The organism is Saccharopolyspora elongata, assembly GCF_004348985.1.
Taxonomy (GTDB): Bacteria; Actinomycetota; Actinomycetes; order Mycobacteriales; family Pseudonocardiaceae; genus Saccharopolyspora; species Saccharopolyspora elongata.
In genome coordinates this window covers 20661-42343 of record NZ_SMKW01000079.1, presented here as the reverse complement: position 1 = coordinate 42343, position 21683 = coordinate 20661, and the positions used below count along the sequence as shown (strand labels likewise).

At 69.3% G+C, this 21683-nt stretch carries 19 protein-coding genes; 15 read left to right on the top strand and 4 right to left on the bottom strand.

The genetic code is table 11. From position 1 onward, the window contains the following. Positions 1 to 286: 286 nt before the first annotated feature. Both E1288_RS37595 and mdo read right to left on the bottom strand, forming a co-directional pair. Positions 287 to 1468 (bottom strand): AAA family ATPase, encoded by a 1182-nt coding sequence (locus tag E1288_RS37595; protein ID WP_235884088.1) that lies wholly within the window; start codon positions 1466 to 1468, stop codon positions 287 to 289. Between the two features lie 53 nt (positions 1469 to 1521). Next, complete coding sequence (mdo, locus tag E1288_RS37590) at positions 1522 to 2814, bottom strand: NDMA-dependent methanol dehydrogenase (protein ID WP_132493451.1); 1293 nt, start codon at positions 2812 to 2814, stop codon at positions 1522 to 1524. 544 nt (positions 2815 to 3358) lie between these two features. Between mdo and mftA the strand changes: the two genes are divergently transcribed. From mftA to E1288_RS37520, 14 genes are all read left to right on the top strand, one after another. Next, positions 3359 to 3466: a mycofactocin precursor MftA gene (gene mftA, locus E1288_RS37585; protein ID WP_093278581.1), complete on the top strand. Its 108-nt coding sequence runs from the start codon at positions 3359 to 3361 to the stop codon at positions 3464 to 3466. Beyond that, on the top strand, positions 3456 to 3782 hold the full coding sequence (mftB, locus tag E1288_RS37580; protein WP_165968466.1) for a mycofactocin biosynthesis chaperone MftB: 327 nt from the start codon (positions 3456 to 3458) through the stop codon (positions 3780 to 3782). Before mftA ends, mftB begins: the two co-directional genes overlap by 11 nt. A gap of 14 nt (positions 3783 to 3796) precedes the next feature. After that, complete coding sequence (gene mftC, locus E1288_RS37575; RefSeq protein ID WP_093278573.1) at positions 3797 to 4990, top strand: mycofactocin radical SAM maturase; 1194 nt, start codon at positions 3797 to 3799, stop codon at positions 4988 to 4990. Further along, the gene (locus E1288_RS37570; protein ID WP_132493449.1) at positions 4987 to 6951 is read left to right on the top strand and encodes a mycofactocin system FadH/OYE family oxidoreductase 1; all 1965 of its coding nucleotides are present in this window, start codon (positions 4987 to 4989) and stop codon (positions 6949 to 6951) included. Before mftC ends, E1288_RS37570 begins: the two co-directional genes overlap by 4 nt. Further along, positions 6948 to 8912, top strand: coding sequence for a mycofactocin system FadH/OYE family oxidoreductase 2 (locus E1288_RS37565; RefSeq protein ID WP_132493448.1), 1965 nt, complete (start codon positions 6948 to 6950; stop codon positions 8910 to 8912). Before E1288_RS37570 ends, E1288_RS37565 begins: the two co-directional genes overlap by 4 nt. Beyond that, on the top strand, positions 8909 to 9862 hold the full coding sequence (locus tag E1288_RS37560) for a mycofactocin-associated electron transfer flavoprotein alpha subunit (RefSeq protein ID WP_132493447.1): 954 nt from the start codon (positions 8909 to 8911) through the stop codon (positions 9860 to 9862). The genes E1288_RS37565 and E1288_RS37560 overlap by 4 nt, the downstream gene beginning before the upstream one ends. Continuing rightward, positions 9852 to 11165 carry an FAD-dependent oxidoreductase gene (locus tag E1288_RS37555; RefSeq protein ID WP_132493446.1) on the top strand — a complete coding sequence of 438 codons (1314 nt, stop codon included), beginning with the start codon at positions 9852 to 9854 and terminating at the stop codon, positions 11163 to 11165. Before E1288_RS37560 ends, E1288_RS37555 begins: the two co-directional genes overlap by 11 nt. A 12-nt stretch (positions 11166 to 11177) precedes the next feature. Continuing rightward, positions 11178 to 11480 (top strand): ferredoxin family protein, encoded by a 303-nt coding sequence (locus tag E1288_RS37550; protein WP_132493445.1) that lies wholly within the window; start codon positions 11178 to 11180, stop codon positions 11478 to 11480. 107 nt (positions 11481 to 11587) lie between these two features. Continuing rightward, positions 11588 to 12487 carry a mycofactocin-associated electron transfer flavoprotein beta subunit gene (locus tag E1288_RS37545; protein ID WP_132493444.1) on the top strand — a complete coding sequence of 300 codons (900 nt, stop codon included), beginning with the start codon at positions 11588 to 11590 and terminating at the stop codon, positions 12485 to 12487. Further along, positions 12484 to 13212, top strand: a complete 729-nt coding sequence (mftE, locus tag E1288_RS37540; RefSeq protein WP_132493443.1) for a mycofactocin biosynthesis peptidyl-dipeptidase MftE — start codon at positions 12484 to 12486, stop codon at positions 13210 to 13212. The genes E1288_RS37545 and mftE overlap by 4 nt, the downstream gene beginning before the upstream one ends. After that, a complete protein-coding gene (locus E1288_RS37535; protein ID WP_132493442.1) occupies positions 13209 to 13988 on the top strand; it encodes a mycofactocin-coupled SDR family oxidoreductase in 780 nt (259 codons plus the stop codon). The genes mftE and E1288_RS37535 overlap by 4 nt, the downstream gene beginning before the upstream one ends. Further along, on the top strand, positions 13985 to 15451 hold the full coding sequence (gene mftF / locus E1288_RS37530) for a mycofactocin biosynthesis glycosyltransferase MftF (protein WP_132493441.1): 1467 nt from the start codon (positions 13985 to 13987) through the stop codon (positions 15449 to 15451). The genes E1288_RS37535 and mftF overlap by 4 nt, the downstream gene beginning before the upstream one ends. A gap of 82 nt (positions 15452 to 15533) precedes the next feature. Next, entirely contained in the window at positions 15534 to 16808 is a 1275-nt protein-coding gene (locus E1288_RS37525) for an ATP-binding protein (protein ID WP_132493440.1), read from the top strand. Positions 16809 to 17281: 473 nt separating this feature from the next. Further along, positions 17282 to 18820: a discoidin domain-containing protein gene (locus E1288_RS37520; RefSeq protein ID WP_132493439.1), complete on the top strand. Its 1539-nt coding sequence runs from the start codon at positions 17282 to 17284 to the stop codon at positions 18818 to 18820. Positions 18821 to 18990: 170 nt separating this feature from the next. On the opposite strand, the gene E1288_RS37515 is transcribed toward E1288_RS37520, so the two are convergent. Next, complete coding sequence (locus E1288_RS37515) at positions 18991 to 20154, bottom strand: sensor histidine kinase (RefSeq protein WP_132493438.1); 1164 nt, start codon at positions 20152 to 20154, stop codon at positions 18991 to 18993. Beyond that, entirely contained in the window at positions 20151 to 20807 is a 657-nt protein-coding gene (locus E1288_RS37510) for a response regulator transcription factor (protein WP_132493437.1), read from the bottom strand. Before E1288_RS37510 ends, E1288_RS37515 begins: the two co-directional genes overlap by 4 nt. A gap of 189 nt (positions 20808 to 20996) precedes the next feature. Here E1288_RS37510 and E1288_RS47475 point away from each other — a divergent pair, with 189 nt between their 5' ends. After that, positions 20997 to 21395 carry a hypothetical protein gene (locus tag E1288_RS47475; RefSeq protein WP_165968470.1) on the top strand — a complete coding sequence of 133 codons (399 nt, stop codon included), beginning with the start codon at positions 20997 to 20999 and terminating at the stop codon, positions 21393 to 21395. Positions 21396 to 21683: the final 288 nt, after the last annotated feature.

The following is a 21683-nucleotide window of genomic DNA, read 5'->3' as shown; positions in this document are numbered from 1 at the left end:
CAGCGCTGTTCAAGCGCAAGATTCGTCAAGTCTCCGGCAAGCCTGACGTGATAGTCGTACTCACGTGGCGAATGCATGGTCGGAAACTCCGTCGGGATATGAGGCGTATGACGAGGTCGGAGAATTCACAACGTTGTCCCAGGAATACCGCACCACTTCCTCCTCGATTACGGGTTTCTCGTAACGACTCGAAGGCTTCTCTCCGGAATCTCGATTACCCACGCGGGGACGCTGCCGCACACCCAAAACCGGAAACACCGCCACTTGACTTCGCCCCATAGGCTGCTCAGAAGGGAAGCTTGCGCGCGTCGGACGAACGGTTCGCACCGGAGCGCTGCAACGGGCCGCTGGTCCTCGCGCCGTAGTAGCCGTCGTCGTGCCTGCCCGGCTGGTCCATGGCGGCCCGGACCCGCTTGCCTTCGTCGTACTGGTCCACCTCCGCGCCGTCGTGCCCATGCCCATGCCCGTGGCCGTGCCCGTGGCCGTGGCCGTGGCCGTGGCCATGACCGTGGCCGTGCAGGTGCTCGGGCACATCGCGATTCGGGTCCCGCAGCTGGGGAATCAGTTCCCGCGCACGGTCGAGATCCCGCTCGTACTTGAGAACGACGTTCGCCGTGTCCGCCAGCAGGGCGGGCCTCAGTTCGTCGACGCCGAGCACGGCCAGCGTGCGCGCCCAGTCGATCGTCTCCGAGATGCTGGGGGCCTTCCGCAGCGGCAGTCCGCGGATGTCGCGCACGATCTCGGCGAGTTGGGCGGCCAGGGCGTCGGGCAGCCCGGTGTTCTTGGAGCGGATGATCTCCAGCTCCCGCTGGACATCCGGGTAGTCCAGGAAGAGGTGCAGGCACCTGCGTTTGAGTGCCGCCGACAGATCGCGGGTGTTGTTGGACGTCAGCACGACGTACGGGGGCGTCGCGGCGCGGTAGGTGCCGATCTCGGGCACCGAGACCTGGTACTCGCCGAGGCATTCCAGCAGAACGGCTTCGAGCGCCTCGTCTGCCCGGTCGACCTCGTCGATGAGCAGCACGGCGGGCTGCTCGCCGCGCACCGCGTCCAGCAGCGGCCGGCTGGCCAGGAACCGCTCGGAGAAGAAGGCGCTGTCCTGGTCGCCGATCGCGTCGACCGCGGTGTGCAGGTCGGGAGCCTCGGCGACGAGCTCACCGATCTTGTCCCGCAGCATCTGGGTGTAGAGCAGCTGCTTCCCGTAGTCCCATTCGTAGAGGGCCTTGGTCTCGTCCTGCCCCTCGTAGCACTGGAGCCGGAGCAGCCGCCTGCCGGTCGCGGTCGCCAGCGCCTTGGCCAGTTCGGTCTTGCCGACGCCGGCGGGTCCTTCGAGCAGCAGTGGTTTCTCCAGCCGGGTGCTGAGGAAAACGGTGGTCGCCAGGCGCTGGTCGGCGAGGTAGCCGCCCTCGGCGAACCGGTCCAGGACCTCCTGCACCGACTCGAACGGGGCTTCGGTGGTGTCGTGCACGGTTCCTCCGATTCTGGGTGGGGCGGCGGGCCCGCCCGCCACCCCACGCCGGGTCAGCTGAGCAGGTCGTCCAGGTCGCCGGTCATGCAGTGCTCGACGACCGGGCGGACCGTGTCGAACGTGCATTCCTTGGCGTTGCCCGGAGTGCAGGCGTCACCGAGCACGTGCCGGGTGATGGCGTCGACGTCTTCGGCGTCGCCCTTGATCTCCTTGCGTCGCTCGTAGTACTTCGTCGGCCCCTCGCCGAGCCGGTTCTTGGAGTAGGTGTCCTTCTTGACGTCGACGAAGCGCTCCGCGATGCCGACGTCGCGCAGCAGCCGGATCGCCGCAGCCAGCGCCGCGTCCGCGGCCTGCACATCGGTCATCCCATGGGTGTCGATGCCCATGGCCCTGGCGATGTCGGCGAAGCGTTTGTAGGCGACCGGCATGTTGAAGGCCCACACGCGGGGCAGCGCGATCGCGTTGTTGAGCCCGTGGTGGGTGTCGTAGAACGCGCTCACGGCGTGCGAGATCGAGTGGATGATCCCGAGACCACCGGAGTTGAACGCCTGCGCGGCGATGTACTGCGCGTACATCATGCCCTCGCGCCCGGCCAGGTCCTGGCCGTTCCACGTCGCCTCGCGCAGGTGCTGCGCGGTGAGCTTGATCGCGTGCAGCGCGTTGCCCAGCGATGGCTGGAAGTTCAGCCGCGAGACGTAGGGCTCCGAGGCGTGCGCGAGGACGTCGAAACCGCACTGCGCCGTGTAGTCGACGGGGCAGTCGTAGTACAGCACTGGATCGTCGATGGCGAGGCTCGTGACCGAGGCGTCGTCGAAGGCGACGTACTTGTGCGGGTTCTCCGGGTCGGTGGTGGTGTCGGTGATGACGTAGGCCCAGGATGTCTCCGAGCCGGTGCCCGCGGTCGTGGACACCGCGATGTGCGGCGGGTTGTTCGGGTTCTCCGACTTGTTGAAGCCCTCGAAGTCGTTGACGTTGCGGCCGTCGTGGGCCACTGACACCCGGGCTCCCTTGCAGGCGTCGTGCGAGGAACCGCCGCCGATGGAGATGAAGCTGTCGCAGCGGTTCTCCTGGTACAGCGTCACCGAGTCCATGACGTTGTAGTCCTTGGGGTTGGACTCGACCTGGTCGTAGAGCACCGGCTCCAGGCCGTGGTACTTCAGCGACTCGACGATGTTGTGCACGATGTCGGTGCCGCGCAGGCCGGAGGTCATCACCAGCGGCTTGGTGAAGCCGAGCTTGATCGCCTCCGGGCCGATCATCTCGTGCGCCCCGGGGCCCATCAGGGCCCGCGGGAACGGGTGGAACTCCTTGAGCGGGAACGGCTTGAGCAGCTCCTCGACCTTCATGCGGCGTCTCCTCTCCAGCTGACTTCCGCTCGTGACGTGGGTCACGGCGCGGATTGGTGGGGACGCTAGGGCGTCGCGCCGGCCGGCGGGTAGGCGCAGGACTGCAAACCCCCGATGTGGACACCCAAGACCGGCCGTCCAAGCAGTGCGGCACCTGTCCGATCGGACAGGTGCGGGTCAGGACAGGCGTTCGACGAAGTCGGTGGCCGCGTTACCACCTCCGTCGGATCGCCGGTGCTACCACCGCGTCGCATTGCTCGGTGAAGTCCTCACATCCCGCACGACGCCCGCTGGCCGTTAGCGCCGCGGTTCCGGGTGGTCCAGCCAATCTGGTGTACCCGGGCCGCCGAGGCTCCGCCAGCTTCTCTCTCCGCCCGGCGCCTGCCTGGTGCACCGAGCACAGCACCACCGTCCCGGAGTCCAGTCCGCACCTGTCCGACCGGACGGGTCGGGAAGGACCGTCAGCACGGCGAACCCGCTGGGAACCGGGGGCTAGCTTCGGTTCGACCACGGCGAGAGCGCCTGGCAGAGAGGGGAAGTCGCCATGTCCGACCAGACCGCCGAGCTGCCCGAGCACGACCTCGACTCCGATGAGGTCGAGGAACTCCTCGTCGAAGAGGTGTCGATCGACGGGATGTGCGGTGTCTACTGAGCGCCGCGTCTCCGGGGGCCGATCACTGCCCCCGGAGACGCGGGACCACCCCGCCTTCGAACCGGATGGCCCCTACGCGCTGAGCCCGAACGTGGCGCTACGCCCGGAGCCCTTCGGCGCGCTGGCCTACCACTTCGGCAACCGCCGGTTGTCGTTCCTCAAGACGCCGCTGCTGGTGACCGTGGTCCAAGGCCTGCACAAGCACCGGTCCGCGCGGGCGGCACTGTCCGCCCACGGCGTCGCCCGGCACGAGGAGCGCGGATACCTCAGCGCGCTCGCGTCGCTGGCCCGCGCGGACATGATCGTCCGCGCCTGACCCGGGAGTTGCCCATGCCCACTGCCGCAGTCCCACCACTGGTCGAACAGTTCAAGCACGGACTCGACTCGCCGATCTGCCTGACCTGGGAGTGGACCTACGCCTGCAACCTGTCCTGCGCGCACTGCTTGTCGTCATCGGGGCGCCGCGACCCCGACGAGCTGAGCACCGACGAGATCAAGCGCGTCATCGACGAGTTGGAGCGGATGCAGGTCTTCTACGTCAACGTCGGCGGCGGCGAACCGACCGTGCGCCCGGACTTCTGGGAACTGGTCGACTACGCCGTTGCCCACCACGTCGGGATCAAGTTCTCCACCAACGGTTTCCGGATCACCCCCGAGCGCGCGAGGCAGCTCGCCGCGACCGACTACGTCGACGTGCAGATCTCACTGGACGGCGCCACCGCCGAGGTCAACGACGCGGTGCGCGGGCCAGGGTCCTACGACACCGCGATGCGGGCGATGCAGAACCTCGCCGCAGCCGGAATGCGCGGCTTCAAGATCTCCGTGGTGATGACGCGGCAGAACGTCGACCAACTCGACGAGTTCGAGCGGATCGCCGACTTCTTCGACGCGCAGCTGCGGATCACCAGGCTGCGGCCGTCCGGGCGCGGGGCCGACGTGTGGGACGAACTGCACCCGACCGCCGAGCAGCAGATGCAGATCTACCGGTGGCTGCTCGACCACGGCGAGCGGGTGCTGACCGGGGACTCGTTCTTCCACCTCAACGCGCTGGGTTCGGATCCCCTGCCGGGCCTGAACCTGTGCGGAGCGGGCCGGGTGGTCTGCCTGATCGACCCGGTCGGCGACGTCTACGCCTGCCCTTTCGCCATCCACGACGCTTTCCTCGCCGGCAACATCCGCGAGGCCGGGTTCGGCGCGGTGTGGCGCGATTCCGCGTTGTTCCAGGATTTGCGCCGGCCGCAAACGGGCGGCGCGTGCACGTCATGTGCCGCGTACGACGCCTGCCAGGGCGGGTGCATGGCGGCGAAGTTCTTCACCGGGTTGCCGCTGGACGGCCCGGATCCGGAGTGCGTCAAGGGTCACGGCGAGGCCGCGCTGGCGGCGGTCGAGCCGGGCGCCTCACCGCGGCCGGCGCAGGACCACTCCCGGCCCAGCGCGCGTCAGCAGCAGGTCATGCTCGGGCTGCCGTCGGCCCGCCGACCCGACCGTGCCTGCGATACGAGCCCGCTGGCGGGGTTGACATGAGCCGGTCGCTGGTCATGCCCGTCGAACTGGGCCGCCATCGGGCACCGAGCCGGGTCCTGTTCGGGCCGCACGAGACCAACCTCGGTCGCAAGCGGGCGATCTCGGACCGGCACGCGGCTTACTACGAGCGGCGTGCGCGCGGCGGCGCCGGTGTGATCGTCACCGAGATCGCCAGCGTGCACCCGTCCGACTGGCCTTACGAGCGCGCGCCGCTGGCCGCCGAGTGCGCCGAGGGGTGGGCGCGGGTGGCGCAATCCTGCCACCCGCACGGCTCCCTGGTCCTCGCCGGGCTCGGGCACGCGGGTCTGCAGGGGTCGTCGGCGTTCTCCCAGGCGCCGCTGTGGGCCCCTTCCCGGTTCCCCGACCCGGCCAGCCGTGAGATGCCGATGGAGGTTGAAGAGCGCGAGATCGAAGCCCTCGTGGCCGGTTTCGGCGATGCCGCGGCGCTCGGGGTGCGCAGCGGCCTGGACGGGGTGGAGGTCAACGCCGGGCAGCATTCGCTGCTGCGGCAGTTCCACTCGGGCCTGACCAACCACCGGACCGACCGCTACGGCGAGGACGGGCTGCTGCTGACCGAAGAGGTGCTGCGCGCCGTTCGGGAACGGATCGGTGACGCGCTGCTCGGTCTCCGGTTGAGCTGCGACGAGCTGGCGCCCTGGGCGGGGGTGACACCCGAGATCGCCGCCGAGCAGGCGACGCGGTTGGCGCCGCTGGTGGATTACCTCGTCGTGGTGCGTGGATCTGTGTTCTCGGCGTCGGCGACCCGGCCCGACGGGCACACCGAACCGGGGTTCAACGTCGAACTTTGCCGCCAAGTCCGGCCGCACGGCACGCCAACGGTGCTGCAAGGCTCCATTGTGGATCCGGATCGCGCCCAGCGGGCCCTCGATGACGGTGTGGCCGACCTGGTCGAGATGACGCGCGCGCAGATCGCCGATCCCGATCTGGTGCGCAAGGTTCGTGCGGGGGTGCCCGAGCGGGTGCGCCCGTGCGTGCTGTGCAACCAGGCGTGCATGGTGCGGGACAACCGGAATCCGGTGATCTCCTCGGTAGTCGAACCGGGGAGCGGGCACGAACACGTCGACCTTCCACCGCCGGGCACCGATCCGGCGCCCAAGCGCGTGCTCGTCGTCGGCGGTGGGCCCGCCGGGATGGAGGCGGCGCGGATTCTGGCCGAGCGCGGCCACGCCGTGGAGTTGGCCGAGCGCCAGCAGCGCCTGGGCGGCGCCGCAAGGCTGGCGGCGATGCTTCCCGGCAGGCACCGGTTCACCGACGCGATCCGGTGGTGGGAAGGGGAACTCGACCGGCTCGGCATCGCGGTCCGCCTTGGCGCTGAGGTGGACCAGGCGCACCTCTGGAGTGCGCAGGCAGAGGGCATCGAGGTGGTGCTGACCACCGGATCGGTGCCAGGGCCGAGGAACTACGACATCCGGCCGGGCACCACCGTGCTCGACGCAGCCGATGCGCTGCTCCGCATCGACGACCTCCCGGCCGGACCAGTGCTGGTCTTGGACCCGATCGGCGACGCGGTAGGGGTGGGGCTGGCCGAGCTGCTCGCCGAACGCGGCCGGACGACCTCCCTGGTCACCCAGGACCAGGTTGCGGGCACGAAGCTGGCGATCACCGGGGACCTGGCCGACGCGAACGCGCGTCTCCAGCGCGTCGGCGTCCACCGGGAACTGCGCAGCCTGCTGCGGGAGGTCGGCGATGGTCGCGCCGTGCTGGAGGACTGCTGGACCGCCGAGCGGCGCACCGTCGAGTGCGCCGTGATGATCCATTGTGGACATAGATTGCCAGAGGAGTCGCTGTACCGGCAGGGCATGCCCCGGGCCGGCGACTGCGTTGCGCCGCGCACTGTCCTCGAAGCGGTGCTGGAAGGCCGTCGGACAGCCGTGCGCGTCGGCAGCATGCCCGTCATCACCGAAGCCGGACCGCCGGCGCCCGCGAGGAGCGGCCCATGAGTGGTCAAGGACGCTACCGTTACCTGTTCTCGCCGCTGCGGATCGGTCCTGTGGTCGCGCGCAACCGCGTCGTGTTCTCAGCGCACCTGACCAACTACGCCGAAGATGGGCATCCGACTGAGCAGCACGCTGCCTACTACGCGGCGCGGGCGGCGGGCGGCGCCGGGCTGGTGATCACCGAGGAGCACTCGACCCACCCGACGGACTGGCCGTACGAGAAGCTCATCCACGGTTTCCACCGGTCGGTCATCCCCGGCTACCGACGCATCACCGAGGCCGTGCACGCGCACGGGACGCCGATCTTCGCGCAAATCAACCACAACGGCGGTCAAGCCTCGTCGATGTACTCACGCCTGCCGGTGTGGGCACCGTCGGCGGTACCCGACCCGATGTTCCGCGAGGTGCCCAAGGCGCTGGAGAAGCACGAGATCAACGAGGTCGTCGCCGGGTACGGCACGGTCGCCGCGCACTGCGCTGAAGGCGGCTTCGACGGCGTCGAGCTCCAGTGCTCGCACTCGTCGATCGTGCGCGGATTCCTGTCCCCGGCGACGAACAAGCGCACCGACGCCTACGGCGGCAGCCTGCCCAACCGAATGAGGCTGCTGCGCGAGATCATCCACGCGGTACGCGAGTCGATCGGCCCCGACCGGGCACTGGGGGTGCGCATCTGCGGGGACGAGCTGATCGAGGGCGGCACGACCATCGACGAAGCGGTGGAGATCGCCGCCGCAGTCGAGGCGACCGGGAAGGTCGACTACATCAACACCTCGATCGGCGTCGCCACCTCGACGCTGTACATGATCGAGGCATCGATGCACGTCCCGCCGGGATACGCGCTGTTCATCCCGAACGCGCTGCGCCGCAGGGTGAACCTGCCGGTGGTGGGCGTCGGGCGGTTCAAGGACCCGCAGCAGGCCGAGCGGGCGCTGGAGGAAGGTCACTGCGACCTCGTCGGCGTGGTGCGCGGGCAGATCGCTGACCCCGACTTCGCGGCCAAGGCGCGGGCCGGAGCGGCCACCGACATCCGCACCTGCCTGTCGTGCAACCAGGAGTGCGTGGGGCGGATGGGGTTGAACCGGTGGCTCGGCTGCATCGAGAACCCCCGTGCTGGCAAGGAATCGACCGCGTTGCCGACTCCGGCCGTCCGCGGCAGACGGGTGCTGGTGGTCGGCGGCGGTCCCGCCGGCCTGCAGGCCGCGGCCGTCGCCGCGCGGCGCGGACACCGGGTCACGGTGCTGGAGGAACAACCGCGCACCGGAGGCCAGGTATCGGTCGCGGCGAGCGTGCCGAGCCGGGCGGAATTCCTCGATGTGGTGCGGAACCTCGCTGCCGAGTGCGAGCGGCATGGGGTCGAGATCCGCACCGGGGTGCGCGCCGACGCGACGCTGATCCGGGCTGAGAGTCCCGACGTGGTCGTGCTGGCCACCGGTGCCCGTCCGCAGGCTCCGCACTGGGCTGGTGGTTGCGAACGGGTGGTGGACGTCCGCGACGTGCTGGAAGGACGGGCCGAACCCGATGGCGACGTGGTCGTCGTCGACGACCTCGGCTTCCACCAGTCGACCTCCACCGCGGAGCTGCTGGCCGAGCGCGGCTGTGCGGTCGAGCTGGTCACCGCGGGCATGGTCGTCGGGCAAGACCTGGGCATCACCCTTGACATGGAGTCGTTCAACGTCCGCGCCCACCGGCATGGGATCGCCCAGTCCACCGACCTGGTGGTGATGGGCTGCGATCGGCAGGACGACGGGGGCGTTGTCCTGCAACTGCTGCACCACCCGACCGGCCAGATGCGCGAGCGCCGGTGCGACTGGGTCGTCTGCGCGACGCATCAGGCGCCGAACGACCAGCTGTGGCACGAACTCCGCGGCAGCCCGTTCGACGTGCACCGCGTCGGCGACTGCATCGCCCCCCGCCGAGCGCACGCCGCCGTGGTGGAGGGCCATCGAGTGGGGGTGACGCTGTGAGCCAGCACAAGATCGCCGCGATCGTCGTGCGCGACGGCACGCTGCCGCTCGGGGCAGACGAAGCAGTGGCAGAAGCCGGAGGTACGGCCCTGGTGGTCGGCAGCGGCGCACGCGCAGCCGCCGAAGGGCTCAGCGCGGACCGCGTCGTGATCGCCGAGAGCAGCCCGGCCGAGATGGGCGGCCTCGCCGCGAGCATCGCGCCGGAGCTGGACGACCACCGGATCGTGGTGCTGCCGGCATCACCTGACGGCCGCGACCTTGCCCCGCGGCTGGCGGTGGAGCTGGACCGGCCGCTGCTGGCTTGGGCGACCCGATGCGGCGACGACGAAGTGGAACTGGCGCGCTTGGACGATCGCGTCGCACTGCGCGTCGCGGTGGACCGGCCCGTGGTCGTCACGCTCGCGCCGAATGCGCGGAGCGCCGAAGCGCGACGGCAGCGTCCGCGCATCGAGCCGCGTGTCGTGCCGGAGCGGGTCCGGCACGACGCGCGGCTGGTCGAAACTCTCCCGCCCGATCCGTCCACGATGGATCTCGGTGAGGCGCCGCGGATCTTCGCCGGAGGTGCGGGATTGGTGCCACCTGGGGAGTCCGGAACCGAGGCGATGCGGCTGCTGGGCGAGGTGGCCCGAGTCCTGGGCGCCTCGGTCGGGGCGACCAGGGTCGTCACCGACGCGGGCTGGCTGGACTACTCCCGCCAGATCGGCACCACCGGGGTCGTCGTCGACCCGCGGCTCTACGTTGCGTTCGGAATTTCCGGGGCCACGCAGCACACCGGCGGGCTCGGCGACCCCGACTGCGTCGTGAGCATCAACACCGATCCGTCGTGCCCGATGACCGCCATGGCCGATCTGGGCATCGTCGCCGACGCGCCCGAGGTGCTGCGGGAACTGGCCCGCAGGCTCGGGGTGGCGGAGCAGTCGTTCGCGGGAGGGAGGCACCGTGCCGGTTGACGAGACGCAGTTCGACGCGGTGGTGGTGGGTGCGGGACCGGCTGGCTCCGCCGCGGCGCTGGAACTGGCCCGCGCGGGCCGCCGGGTTGCGCTGCTGGAACGCGGTCCGTTCCCCGGATCGAAGAACGTCTACGGCGGTGTGGTCTACGGCCGCATCCTCGACGAGGTCGCCGAGCAGTGGTGGAGCGAGGTGCCGGTGCAGCGGTGGGTCACCCGCCGCAGCACGATGATGCTCACCCCGACGCAGTCGATATCGGTGGACTTCCGCAGCCAGGACTGGAGCGGGCCGCCGCACAACGGCATGACCACCTACCGCGCGGACTTCGATTCCTGGCTCGCGGGCAAGGCGGTGGGGGCGGGCGCCGAGCTGATCACCTCCACGGTGGCGACCGAACTGCTCCGCGAGGACACCGGGCGGATCGTCGGTGTCCGCACCGACCGGCCCGACGGTGATCTGTGTGCGCCGGTGGTGATCGCCTGCGATGGCGTGAACTCGTTCCTGGCCAAGAGCGCCGGCCTGCTGCCGGCGGCCGACGCCGAGCACCACACGCTCGGTGTGAAGGAGACCCTCGCGCTGCCGCGCGGTGTCCTCGAAGACCGGTTCGGCCTTGGCCCGGACGACGGACTGGACATCGAGATGGTCGGCTGCACCGGCCCGATCGCTGGCGGCGGTTTCCTCTACACCAACAAGGAAACCGTCAGCATCGGGCTCGTGCTTGCGCTGTCCGACCTGGCGAGGTCCGGCCGCAGGCCTGAGGAACTGCTCGCCGAGCTCAAAGCGCACCCATCGATAGCGCCGATGCTGCGGGGCAGTGAGCTGAAGGAGTACTCCGCGCACCTGATCCCCGAAGGTGGCTACGACCACATGCCCAGGCTGGCCACCGACGGGCTGCTGCTCGCCGGGGACGCGGCCGGGATGTGCCTGGCGGCGGGCATCTGGCTGGAGGGCGTCAACTTCGCGATCGGCTCCGGCCTGGTCGCCGGTCGAACGGCCGCACGTGCGCTCGATCGAGGGGACGTGACGGCGGCGGGGCTGGCGCAGTACCGCCAGCGGTTGGCCGACACCTTCGTCCTGGCCGACCACCGGCGCCTCCGGCGGGCGCCGGGGTTCGTGCTCTCGCCACGTGTTCAGCACGAATATCCGGGCTTGGTCTGCGACTTCCTGCAACATCTGTTCACAGTGGACAACCCGGAACCGAAGCCCCGGCTGGGTGCATTGCTGCGCAGGACCGCGCGGCGACGGGGGATCAAGCTCACCGACCTCGCCCGCGACGCGCTGGCGGGTATGCGGGCCTTTCGATGAAGGGAGTGACCGATGACGGGTATCGACCGCTACCCGCCGACGTCGTTCGAAGAGCGGATGTACGGCGTGGAGTTCCGGGTTTCCGAGCGGGCGCACATCACCGTCGACTCCGAGGTGTGCCGATCGTGCACGACGAAGGCGTGCGTGCACTCGTGCCCGGCCAAGCTGTTCGTGCCGACCGGCGACGGCGGAATCCTGTTCAACTACGAGCAGTGCTTCGAGTGCGGGACCTGCTACATGGTCTGCAATGAGTCGGGCGCGATCACCTGGACCTATCCCGACGGCGGTGACGGCGTCGTGTTCCGCAACGGCTGAGCGCATGCCTTCGAACTCCGCTCGCGGCGGCGAAACCTCGCGCGGCGGAAAGCGGCTTGGTCCGTTGGAAGAGTTTCTGTCGAAGACCAGCTCCGAGGAGCGACCTGATGGACATGGTTGGATCCGGCGGTCCGGTGATCGTCGCCGCGCTGAAGTGGTCTTGGCTGCGGGCGTCGGTCGACCCGCTCACCGGCTCGGTTCAGGTCGGGGTGCACGACACCGGAGTGTCGGCCGCCGACGAGGCCGCGCTGGAACACGCCTTGCGCCTGGCGGGCCGGTGGTCCGGCCGCGTCGTGGCGGTCACCTGCGGGCCACCAGAAGCCGACGCGGCGCTGCGAGCGGCACTGGCCGCCGGAGCAGCCGAGGCGCTGCGCGTCGACGCCGCGGCTCCGGATGCCTCGGCGCTGGTCGGCAACGGGCGGCAGGTGGCCAGGTCCCTGGCGGCGGCCGTGCGCCGGCGGTACGGCGTGCCTGCCCTCACGTTGTGCGGTGACCGCTCGGTCGATCGTGGAACCGGGACAGTGCCGGGGTTCCTGGCGGCGGAGTTCGGGGCGGCTCAGGCCCTGGGCGTGGTGCGCCTGGAACCCGGCGAGGTGGGCGACCTGCTGGTGCACCGCCGTCTCGACCACGGTCGGCGGGAGGTGCTGCAGGTGAACTGCCCAGCCGTGGTTTCAGTGGAAGCCGCGGGAGTCCGCTTGCGACGGGCGTCGCTGCCGGCGGTGCTGTCGTCTCGATCCGGGGAAATCGCCGTGGTGAAGGAGTCGAGCGCCGCAACGGCGTCGCCGAGGGTGCTGGCGCAAGGTCCGCGCCGCCCGCGCACGCACGCGATCGAACCACCGGCCGGGAACCGGCCGCAGGAGCGGCTCGTCGAACTCACCGGCGCGTTCCAGGCGAGCACCTCCGCGCGCGTCGTGGGCCCGCTTCCCGCGTCAGAGGCCGTGGACGAACTGCTCGGCTACCTCCGCGAGCGCGGCTACCTGTCGGAGAGCGACGGGAGCCGGCCATGAGCCTCTTGCTCGCAGAGCAGTCGTGGCCGGACCTCAAGGGCCGCCGCCCGCTCGTCGTCGTTCCGCTCGGCTCGTGCGAGCAGCACGGGTTGCACCTCCCGGTGGACACCGACAGCTCCATCGCAACCGCGGTGGCGTGGCAGGCGGTGCGCGAACTCGGCGCGGACACCGACGTCCTGCTGGCCCCGACCCAGCCCTACACCGCAAGCGGTGAGCACGAGGGTTTCCCCGGCACCGTCTCGATCGGGTGCGAAGCAGTGCACCTGCTCCTGGTCGAACTCGGCCGCTCACTCTCGCGGTGGTGCGGGCGGATGCTGATCGTCAACGGGCACGGCGGCAACAATGCGACGCTGGCCGAGGCCGTCGCGCAACTGCGTCGCGAGCGGCGCGACGTCGCCTGGTGGCCGTGCGCGGTCGGACGTGGAGACGCCCACGCGGGGCGGACCGAAACGTCGATGCTCATGGCGCTTCGGCCGCTCGCCGTACGGGGCGACCGCGCTCGCGCCGGACGCACCGAGCCGGTCGAGGAGCTCATGGGCGAACTGGTGCGGACATCGGTTCGCGCCGTCAGCTCCAACGGCGTGCTGGGGGATCCCAGTGGGGCGTCGGCGGCCGAGGGCGAGAATCTGCTCAACGAGATGTCCACCCGGCTCAGCGCCGCCGTGCGGTCCTGGACCGTGCGGCGAGGACGCCTCGTCCGGGCACCGGCGGGGGTCATGTCATGACCGGCCGTCCGACCGCCGTGGTCACCGGCGCTGCACGTGGGATCGGCGCCGCCGTTGTGCGTCGGCTCAGCGACGACGGGTGGAACGTGTTCGCGGTCGATCTCTGCGAGGACGATCCGGCCGTGCCGTATCCGCTGGGTACCGCCGATCAGCTCCGGAGCCTGGAGAGCGGGACCGTGACGGCCGTGCTGGGCGACGTCCGCGAGCAGGGCGTCCTCGACGCCGCCGTGGAGCAAGCACTCCACCGGCACGGACGCCTGGACGCGGCGGTAGGCGCCGCAGCCGTGGTCCTGGGCGGCCAACCGCTGTGGGAGACCACCGACCAGCAGTGGAATGCGCTGTTTGCCACTGACGTGGTCGGCTTGCTGAACCTGGCCAGAGCCGCAGTTCCCGCGATGTTGGGCGCACCGGAGCCGCGTCGTGGCCGGTTCGTCGCGCTCGCCTCCGCTGCGGCGCACACCGGCTTGTGGCGCCTGGGAGCGTATTGCGCGGCCAAACACGCGGTCCTGGGACTGGTGCGAGGGCTGGCGGCCGATCTGCAGGGAACCGGGATCGGCGCGGTGGCGGTTTCCCCCGGATCTACTCGCACGGACATGCTTCGTGCCACCGCGGCCCTGTACGGACTGTCCAATATGGACGATCTTGCTAGGCATCAACTCGTCAACCGGTTGCTGGAACCGGAGGAGGTTGCGGCGGCGGTGGCGTGGGCATGTTCGCCGGAGGCGAGCGCGATCAACGGAACCGTTCTGCACGCCGACGGGGGGTTCATGGGATGAGCACCGCGCTGCCAACGGGCTTCGCCGTCGAGTTGGACAAGGCGACCAGGATCTCGCGAGACGGGACGCTGGTGTTCGGGGGAAGCCCCGCCCGCCTGCTGCGGCTGAACCGCCGCGCGGCGGACCTGCTCGGGGGCGGGGCGTTCACCGTCCGGGACACCACCTCGGCCCGCCTCGCCCGCGTACTGCTCGACGCGGGTGTGGTCCATCCCCGCCCCGCGCGCACACAACCGCGATCGGTCGCCATCGTGATCCCCGTGCGAGATCGGGTGGACATGCTGGCCAGGGTGTTGCGCGCGGTGCGGACCGACCCGGCGACCGCCGATGTGCCGGTGGTGGTCGTCGACGATGGGTCCCGCGATGGCGAGGCGGTCCGGGCGGTGGCGAGCGAGCACGACGCCGAGGTCGTCCGGCACGAGACCAGCCGTGGACCGGCGGCGGCTCGCAACGCGGGCCTGCGCGCGACGGCGCAGGAATTCGTAACCTTCTGCGACTCCGACACCGTCCCGTTGTCTGGTTGGCTACCGCCGCTGCTCGCGCAGTTCGACGATCCCTGCGTCGGCCTCGTCGCGCCGAGGATCGTTGCCCTACCGGAAGAGCGGGAGACCCGCATCGGCGCATTCGAACGGACCTGCTCTCCCCTGGACCTGGGAGCCGCTGAAGCTCCTGTGATTCCGATGTCCAAAGTGGCGTACGTGCCGAGTGCGGCAATCGTCCTGCGGCGTTCGGCAGCTCCCGGTGGTTTCGCCGAAGAACTCCGGGTCGCCGAGGACGTCGACCTGTGCATGCGCCTGCACCGCGCGGGGTGGCGGCTCCGGTACGTGCCCGCCGCGCAAGTGGCCCACGACCACCGAACCGGCCTGGTGCGGTGGGTTGCTCGGCGCGCCTTCTACGGCTCGGGTGCGGCGTTGCTGGCTCGGAGGCATCCGGGCCAGGTGCCACCGATGCACGTGACGGGCTGGTCCCTGCTGGCCGTCGGACTGCTGCTGACCCGCAGGCCTGCCGCCGTCGCCGCTGCCCTGGGGCTGTCCACCGTGGCCGGAGTGCGCCTGGCCCGGCGGATGCCCGACGCCGACACCCCAGTGCGAGCGGCAGGCCTGCTGACCCTGGCGGGGTTGTTCTCCACCGCGGTCCAGCTGCTGCGTGCCGGTGTCCGACATCACTGGCCTCTCGCGCTCGCGTTGGCGATCAGCAGTCGGCGGGCACGGCGATTGCTGATCCTGGGGTCTACTGTGGACGCACTGGTGGAGCGCAGCCGGAGGGGTTCGCGAGTGGACCCGGTCACCTTCGTCGCCTTGCGCAGGCTCGACGATCTCGCCTACGGGGCCGGAGTCTGGTGGGGTGCGGTGAGGCAGCGCACGCCCGCGCCGCTGGTCCCGAAGATCGCAGGATTCCGGTGTGGACGCTTTCGGCATCGATTCCGAGAACGATCCGAGTGTGGGCTGGCTCATTGCGGGCCCTAGGTGCGGCGGTTAGTTTCCCCGCAATACCCCAGCTCGCAGGCGATTTTTCCTGCTGTGCGAAGCGAAATCCGGGAGGTGTGCCATGCCATCGTGGCGGGTGCGCGATTTTCACGACGACGATCTGGACCAGGCGATCCACATCTGGGACCAGAGCAGGGAGGGTGGAGAGCCGGTGTTCTCCGCTGCCGAGGTGGTCTCGATCGCGCGGGCCGGTCATCCGGCGATGGTCGCAGTGGTGGAGCAGGACGTCGTGGGCATGGCAGCGGCGAAGGTGGAGGGCGAGCGGGCCTGGTTGGCGCTGTTCGCCCTCGACGCCCGGTGGCGCAACCGCGGCATCGGCAGCGCGCTGCTGACCGAGCTGGAGAAGAAGCTGCGCGGGCAGGGGGTGCACCGCATCGCGAGCCTGGTCCCCGAGGGGGCCGCGGGGTTTCGGGCGATGGTCAACTCCGGCTACCGGCCGCGCACCGACCTGACCTACTTCGAGAAGGTCGAGGACCTCGACCCGGCCGACTTCGACGTGCTCGAGGAGCTCGGCGGCAGGCTGCTGCCGCCTGGGCAGTGGGACGCGCTGGCGGGCATGCAGCGTGAAAAGGACGTCATCGAACGACGGGTCGTGTTGCCGATCTCGCATTCCGCGCAGGCCGAACGCCACGGCGTGCTGCCTCCGAAGGCGATCGTGCTGTTCGGGCCGCCGGGAACCGGCAAGACCAGCTTCGCCAAGGCGGTCGCCTCCCGCCTGAACTGGCCGTTCGTGGAGCTGTTCCCGTCGCGCCTGGCCGCGTCGTCCCCGGACGGGTTGGCGGCCTCGCTGCGGGCGGTGTTCGCCGAGCTGGAGGAACTGGACGACCTGGTGCTGTTCATCGATGAGGTCGAGGAGATCGCCGGGATCCGCTCGACGCCCGCGGCCGGCCCTGCGCACGGGGTGACCAACGAACTGCTCAAGCTGATCCCCGGCTTCCGCGAACACGACCACCGCCTGCTGGTCTGCGCCACGAACTCGGTGAGCTCCCTGGACTCGGCGTTCCTGCGGCCGGGCCGGTTCGACTACATCATCCCGGTAGGCCCGCCGGACCCGCCCGCCAGGCGGGCGATCTGGTCGCGCTACCTCGGCCCGGCGCGCGACAACGTGGACCTGGACCTGCTGGTGGAGCGCTCCGATCTGTTCACCCCGGCCGACATCGAGTTCGCCGCGCGCCAAGGCGCCCAGGCGGCCTTCGAGCGCGACGTGCTGCACGACGACGGCGGGCTGGCTACGACGAAGGACTACCTGCGGGCGATCTCCGACACCCGGCCGACGCTGACTGCCGAAGCCATCACCGAGTTCGAGCAGGACATCGAGGCCTACACCAGGTTGTGATCGACATACTTTCCCGCAGAGTCCCCGGACGCGGGGGCGGGACCGTCGTTTCCGGGGAGGGCTCGATGCCGCAGCGACGTACAGGGTTCGTCCGGGGCGGTCGGCGGCGACCGTCGACCACCAGGGCCGCGAGGCTGCACCCGTAGCCGAGCCGATCGAACCGATCCCAAGCGCCGCGGGCGGCTGCCTGACTGGCCTTCTCCTCCGGGCGACCACCCGAACCGAATCGCCAACAACCACAGCCAACACCACCGATCCCACCGGCACGGTCAGCGGCTGAACTCTGGTTTTTTCCGGCCGCGCATAGCGGGGGCGCCACATCGCTGCCCCTTTGGGCGTCCGCTGAGGTATGTCGAGGCAGTTGTCCTTGGATGCGGCGAGCCGGGAGTGGCGAGGCGGCTACCGTCGTCTCGTCGTGTGTCGCCAGCATCCGTCTTTGGTGCTGTGGTTGGCGAGGAGGCTTTGTGCGGCCGGTGTCGGATGACGCGTCTGTGTTCACCTTTCGTATGCGGCAGCGCGCGTGGGACCGCGCGGAGTGGCTGCCGCGATCACGGCTGCTGGTGCACGTGGCCGGCGGGGGGATCGCGGTGCTGGAGCAGCTGTCCTGGGGTACGGAGGACGGTGCGCAGTCCGCAGTCGGCTTCTCTCCGGATATGGCGTGGTGTTACGGCCATCGCCGCACCGCCGACGGTGATGTGGTGGAGATGCGGGGCGAACTCGACGGCCAGCGAGACTACTCGGAGGGCGCTGACGGTGCTCGTGGGTACGAGTTCGACACGGAGGTCGAGGACGCTGGTGGTGGGCATCCGGCGGGACGGCTACGGTTGCTGATCGACGACGATGGCGAGGCGCCCCTGCGGTGGGTGGCCTGGCGTGACCGGTTAGGAAACGCCTATTCGGTCGCCTTGCGTTCGGAAAGTCCTTCCGGTAAAGCGGATGTCACCGACCTGGTGGCCGTCGTGTGGACCAGTGCCGAGCACCCCGACGCGGGTGAGGTCGCCGCGAACCTCGCAGAAGGATCGACCAGCAAATGGTTCGCACCAAACAACCGTGCGTCCCTTGAATTCCAGCTGCCCCAGCCGGTCGCGGTTGATCGGTACGTTCTCACCTCCGCCGATGACGCCCCTGATCGTGACCCGGCGGCATGGACACTGTTCGGCTCAACCGACGGGAACCTGTGGCGGACCCTCGACACCCGCACCGGCCAGTCGTTCGCCGACCGGCACCAGTCCAGGACGTACCGGATCCCCGAGCCAGGATCCTATGACCACTACCGCCTCGACATCACCGACAACAACGGCTCCCCGGACCTGCAACTCGAAGCCGTCCGGTTCTTCGCCGACGGCAGCGGTTTCGTCGGCTACCGCCAAGGCGCAGGCCACACCCCCATCGCCTACCGGGGCACCCGCATAGTGCGGGAGTCGACGGATGTGCCGACCGCGCCGTTGCCCGGAAAGTTGCCCGACAGGTGCATGCGCCGACTGGAGGAGTTCCACCCGCTTCCTGCTGAGGCGGAGTTGGTGTCGCCTTCGGGCACCCGCCTCCCACGCGCGGTTCCGCCCGCCGCCCTCGAGATACTGCTCAACGCCGCTTCCACCCCGATCGTGCGCACAGACTTCTCTGACGACCAAGCCTGGGAGACCGCCTGGCGCGACATCACCACGCCCCGCGAGTACCACGGTGGCGACGTCGTCCTCGACGTCACACTGGTCGACCGGCCCGAGTTCGAAGGCTGGACAGGCGAAGAACTCGCCACACTGCTGCCACACACCCCTCAGGTGCGGGTCTTGGTTGCCGACGCGGTCACACTCGCCTCCCCAGAGCACCCCGTGCTCGTCATGGAGGTCGCACGCGAACAACCACGGTTCTTTCGCGCCACCCCGAATGCCCTGGTAGACGTCGAAATCCAACTCTCGATCGACAACATGGGCTGGGAAGACTTCAGCGACTCCGTCGACCCCGACGGTGTATTCCGGGACTTCTACCACGGACCAGATTCCCCCGTTACCTAATGGGTATTGAACGGTCCGCGGCGACAGTTGCTCGGAACGCACCCTCACGATCGCCATCGTGCACACTACCCATCGCAGCCCTTGGATCGATCTTCTTTCTGTGGTGAGAAGAATGTTCAATCAAGGGCTGCGTTCGTGATCAACTGGGTCCGGTCCATCGCGCAGATGTGTCATGCAGCCGGCAAGCAAACCCGGACCACGAGCCCGCCCTCGTCACGTGGCCGAGCAGTGACGGAACCGCCATGTGCTTCGGCGATCGCTCGCACTACCGAGAGGCCGAGGCCGCTGCCCGGGGGTGGGTCTGCCCTGTTGAAGCACAACCGCCTGAACGGTTCGAACAACTGGCCGGCCTTGGTGGTGTCGATGTGGTTGCCGCCGTTCGCGATTTCTAGGCCGGATTCGGTCTTCGTGCCGATGGTGCGTACTGATACCCAGCCGCAGGGTTCATTGTGGACGAAAGCGTTGTCGATGAGGTTGCGGATCAGTTGCTCGAGCAGGGCGGCGTCACCACGGACCTTGGCCACGTCGAGTTCCGAGGTGGGCTTGATCTGTTCGTCGTTACGGGCGATTCGCTCGTGCAGGATGTCGTCGGTGAGGTCGGCCAGGTTGACGGTGTCTTTCCTCTCGACGGTTTCAGCGTTCTGGGCCAACGCGAACAGGCCGGTGAGTACGCGCTGTTGATGGTCCAGGCTGGCGAGGAGTTTGCGGCCCAATTCCTTGGTCCCGGTTGCGGCGTCAGGTCGGGTCATCGCCACCTCGGTGACCGCTCGCTGTGCCGCTACGGGGGTTTTCAGCTCGTGAGCGGCGTTCGCGAGGAATCTGCGCTGGCTGGCGAACGAGCGTTCCAGCCGCGCCAGCATGTGGTCGAAGGCATCGGCGAGTTCCTTGATCTCGTCGTTGGGCCCGGACAGCCGGATGCGGGTGCTCAACTCCTGATCGGCGGCCCGCTGAGCTGCGCTCGTGATGGACCGGATCGGGCGCAGCGCACGCCGGGCCGTCAACCACCCGAGGACAGCGGCCAACGCCATGACGACCACCAGGGCGACGACACCGCTTTCGAGTACGGACGAATAGGTCACGGTGCCTGCAACGTCGACGAGTTCCGGGTGTCCTGGGTCGACGAGTTCCGGGTCTCCTGGGTCAGCCGGCGTCACCGGAAGCTCAGGGGCGACATCCGATGGCGACGAGGCAGGAACCGGGGGTTCGCTCGCGGTACCCACCGGGATTGCCGGCTGTGTCATCAGCAGGATCAGGCCGAGCAGTATCGCGCCCGTGACCGCTGTCAGCATCACGTACGCGAGGGTCAGCTTGACCCGCAGCGGCCAGCGTTTCACGGGATCCGGTACCCAACACCGGAAACGGTCTCGACAGGTGACGGGTCGCCCAGCTTGCGCCGCAGTGTTGCCATGGTTACGCGCACGACGTTGGTAAAGGGATCGATGTTCTCGTCCCATGCCGTTTCCAACAGTTTCTCGGCCGAAACGACCGCACCATCCGCACGTAGCAACTCTTCGAGGACGGCGAATTCCTTTTTGGTCAAGGAAACCGGGTGATCGTGACGCGTGACCCGGTGCCTTGCCGGGTCCAAGGCGATGCCTGCGCGTTGCAGTATCGGCGGTACAGCCGGCCTGCTTCGCCGTCCCAGCGAGCGCACCCTGGCGACGAGTTCGGTGAAGGCGAACGGTTTGGGCAGATAGTCATCCGCACCCAGTTCGAGTCCGGCGACTCGGTCGGCGACCTCGGACGCGGCGGTGAGCAGCAGGATCCGGGTCTCGCGACGCTCCACGATGAGCGATCGGCACACTTCGTCGCCGTGCACCAGCGGTAGTCCGCGGTCGAGTACAACTACGTCATAGTCGGTGCTGACGCATCGATCAAGCGCGGCGGCACCGTCATAGACGACGTCCACGGCGAGCCCGCTATCCCGCAAACCCTCACCCACCGCGTCTGCCATCATTTTCTCGTCCTCGGCCACCAGTACGCGCATAGCGCTTCTATATCCCACCGCGCGCGCCCTCGGCGAGCGAAAAGTACATACGGGCAACACGGTCTGCACTTTCCGCTCTAAAGAAAAGATAAGGCGCTTCCTGACGCTCCACTGACACCAGATCGGACACGCTGGTGCTCGTTCCGATGGACATTCGGAATAAACCGCAACACATTCGGAGATTTTCAGATGAAGGCTATTCGAATCGCGCAGTCGCTCACGCTGGCCGGCCTGGCCGTTGCCGGTCTCGTCACCACGTCCGCAGCCGCTCTCGCCGGAGGCGCTACTGAGCGCCCCGCGCCGACCCTGCCCATCACCTGCACGCCGGACGGCGTGCCGGCGCCGACCGTGCCGACCCTGTCCACCTCTGGTGTCCCCGCCGGTGAGCCGGGTGTTCCGGCGTATCCCGTCGACTGCGTGCCCGCCGGAGACCCAGGCGTTCCGCCTGTCGACTGCACGCCGGACGGCGTGCCGGCACCGACGCTGCCCACTGCCGGCATCCCCGCCGGTGAGCCGGGCGTTCCGGCGTATCCCGTCGACTGCGTGCCCGCCGGAGAGCCGGGCGTTCCGCCCCTGCCGGCGGCATGACACGCGGATAGGTCGGTTGTTGCCGGGCGACCCCGACCGCCCGGCAACAACTCATCCGGCTCATCGCGGCAAGCTGATCCGACCCGGTCCGTGGGTAACCCCGCAGCGGCATCGCCGACCTGGCCCCTTCGCCACCGTGGTGCACCAGGTAGCTCGCCCATGCGCCAGAGCACGTCTTCCCAGACGTCGTCGTCGCTGTCGGTGCGCACCAGCAGGATCCCGGGCACACGGGACTCACCGTCGCCGAGGGGCAGCGGAAGCGGGGGACGCATCGGCAGGCACCTCATC

Bases quoted from the DNA above. Each gene is read 5' to 3' on its own strand.
- mdo (WP_132493451.1), bottom strand. From the start codon at position 2,814: ATGAAGGTCGAGGAGCTGCTCAAGCCGTTCCCGCTCAAGGAGTTCCAC.
- mftA (WP_093278581.1), top strand. From the start codon at position 3,359: ATGTCCGACCAGACCGCCGAGCTGCCCGAGCACGACCTCGACTCCGAT.
- mftC (WP_093278573.1), top strand. From the start codon at position 3,797: ATGCCCACTGCCGCAGTCCCACCACTGGTCGAACAGTTCAAGCACGGA.
- E1288_RS37570 (WP_132493449.1), top strand. From the start codon at position 4,987: ATGAGCCGGTCGCTGGTCATGCCCGTCGAACTGGGCCGCCATCGGGCA.
- E1288_RS37565 (WP_132493448.1), top strand. From the start codon at position 6,948: ATGAGTGGTCAAGGACGCTACCGTTACCTGTTCTCGCCGCTGCGGATC.
- E1288_RS37550 (WP_132493445.1), top strand. From the start codon at position 11,178: ATGACGGGTATCGACCGCTACCCGCCGACGTCGTTCGAAGAGCGGATG.
- E1288_RS37545 (WP_132493444.1), top strand. From the start codon at position 11,588: ATGGACATGGTTGGATCCGGCGGTCCGGTGATCGTCGCCGCGCTGAAG.
- mftE (WP_132493443.1), top strand. From the start codon at position 12,484: ATGAGCCTCTTGCTCGCAGAGCAGTCGTGGCCGGACCTCAAGGGCCGC.
- E1288_RS37535 (WP_132493442.1), top strand. From the start codon at position 13,209: ATGACCGGCCGTCCGACCGCCGTGGTCACCGGCGCTGCACGTGGGATC.
- mftF (WP_132493441.1), top strand. From the start codon at position 13,985: ATGAGCACCGCGCTGCCAACGGGCTTCGCCGTCGAGTTGGACAAGGCG.
- E1288_RS37525 (WP_132493440.1), top strand. From the start codon at position 15,534: ATGCCATCGTGGCGGGTGCGCGATTTTCACGACGACGATCTGGACCAG.
- E1288_RS37510 (WP_132493437.1), bottom strand. From the start codon at position 20,807: ATGCGCGTACTGGTGGCCGAGGACGAGAAAATGATGGCAGACGCGGTG.
- E1288_RS47475 (WP_165968470.1), top strand. From the start codon at position 20,997: ATGAAGGCTATTCGAATCGCGCAGTCGCTCACGCTGGCCGGCCTGGCC.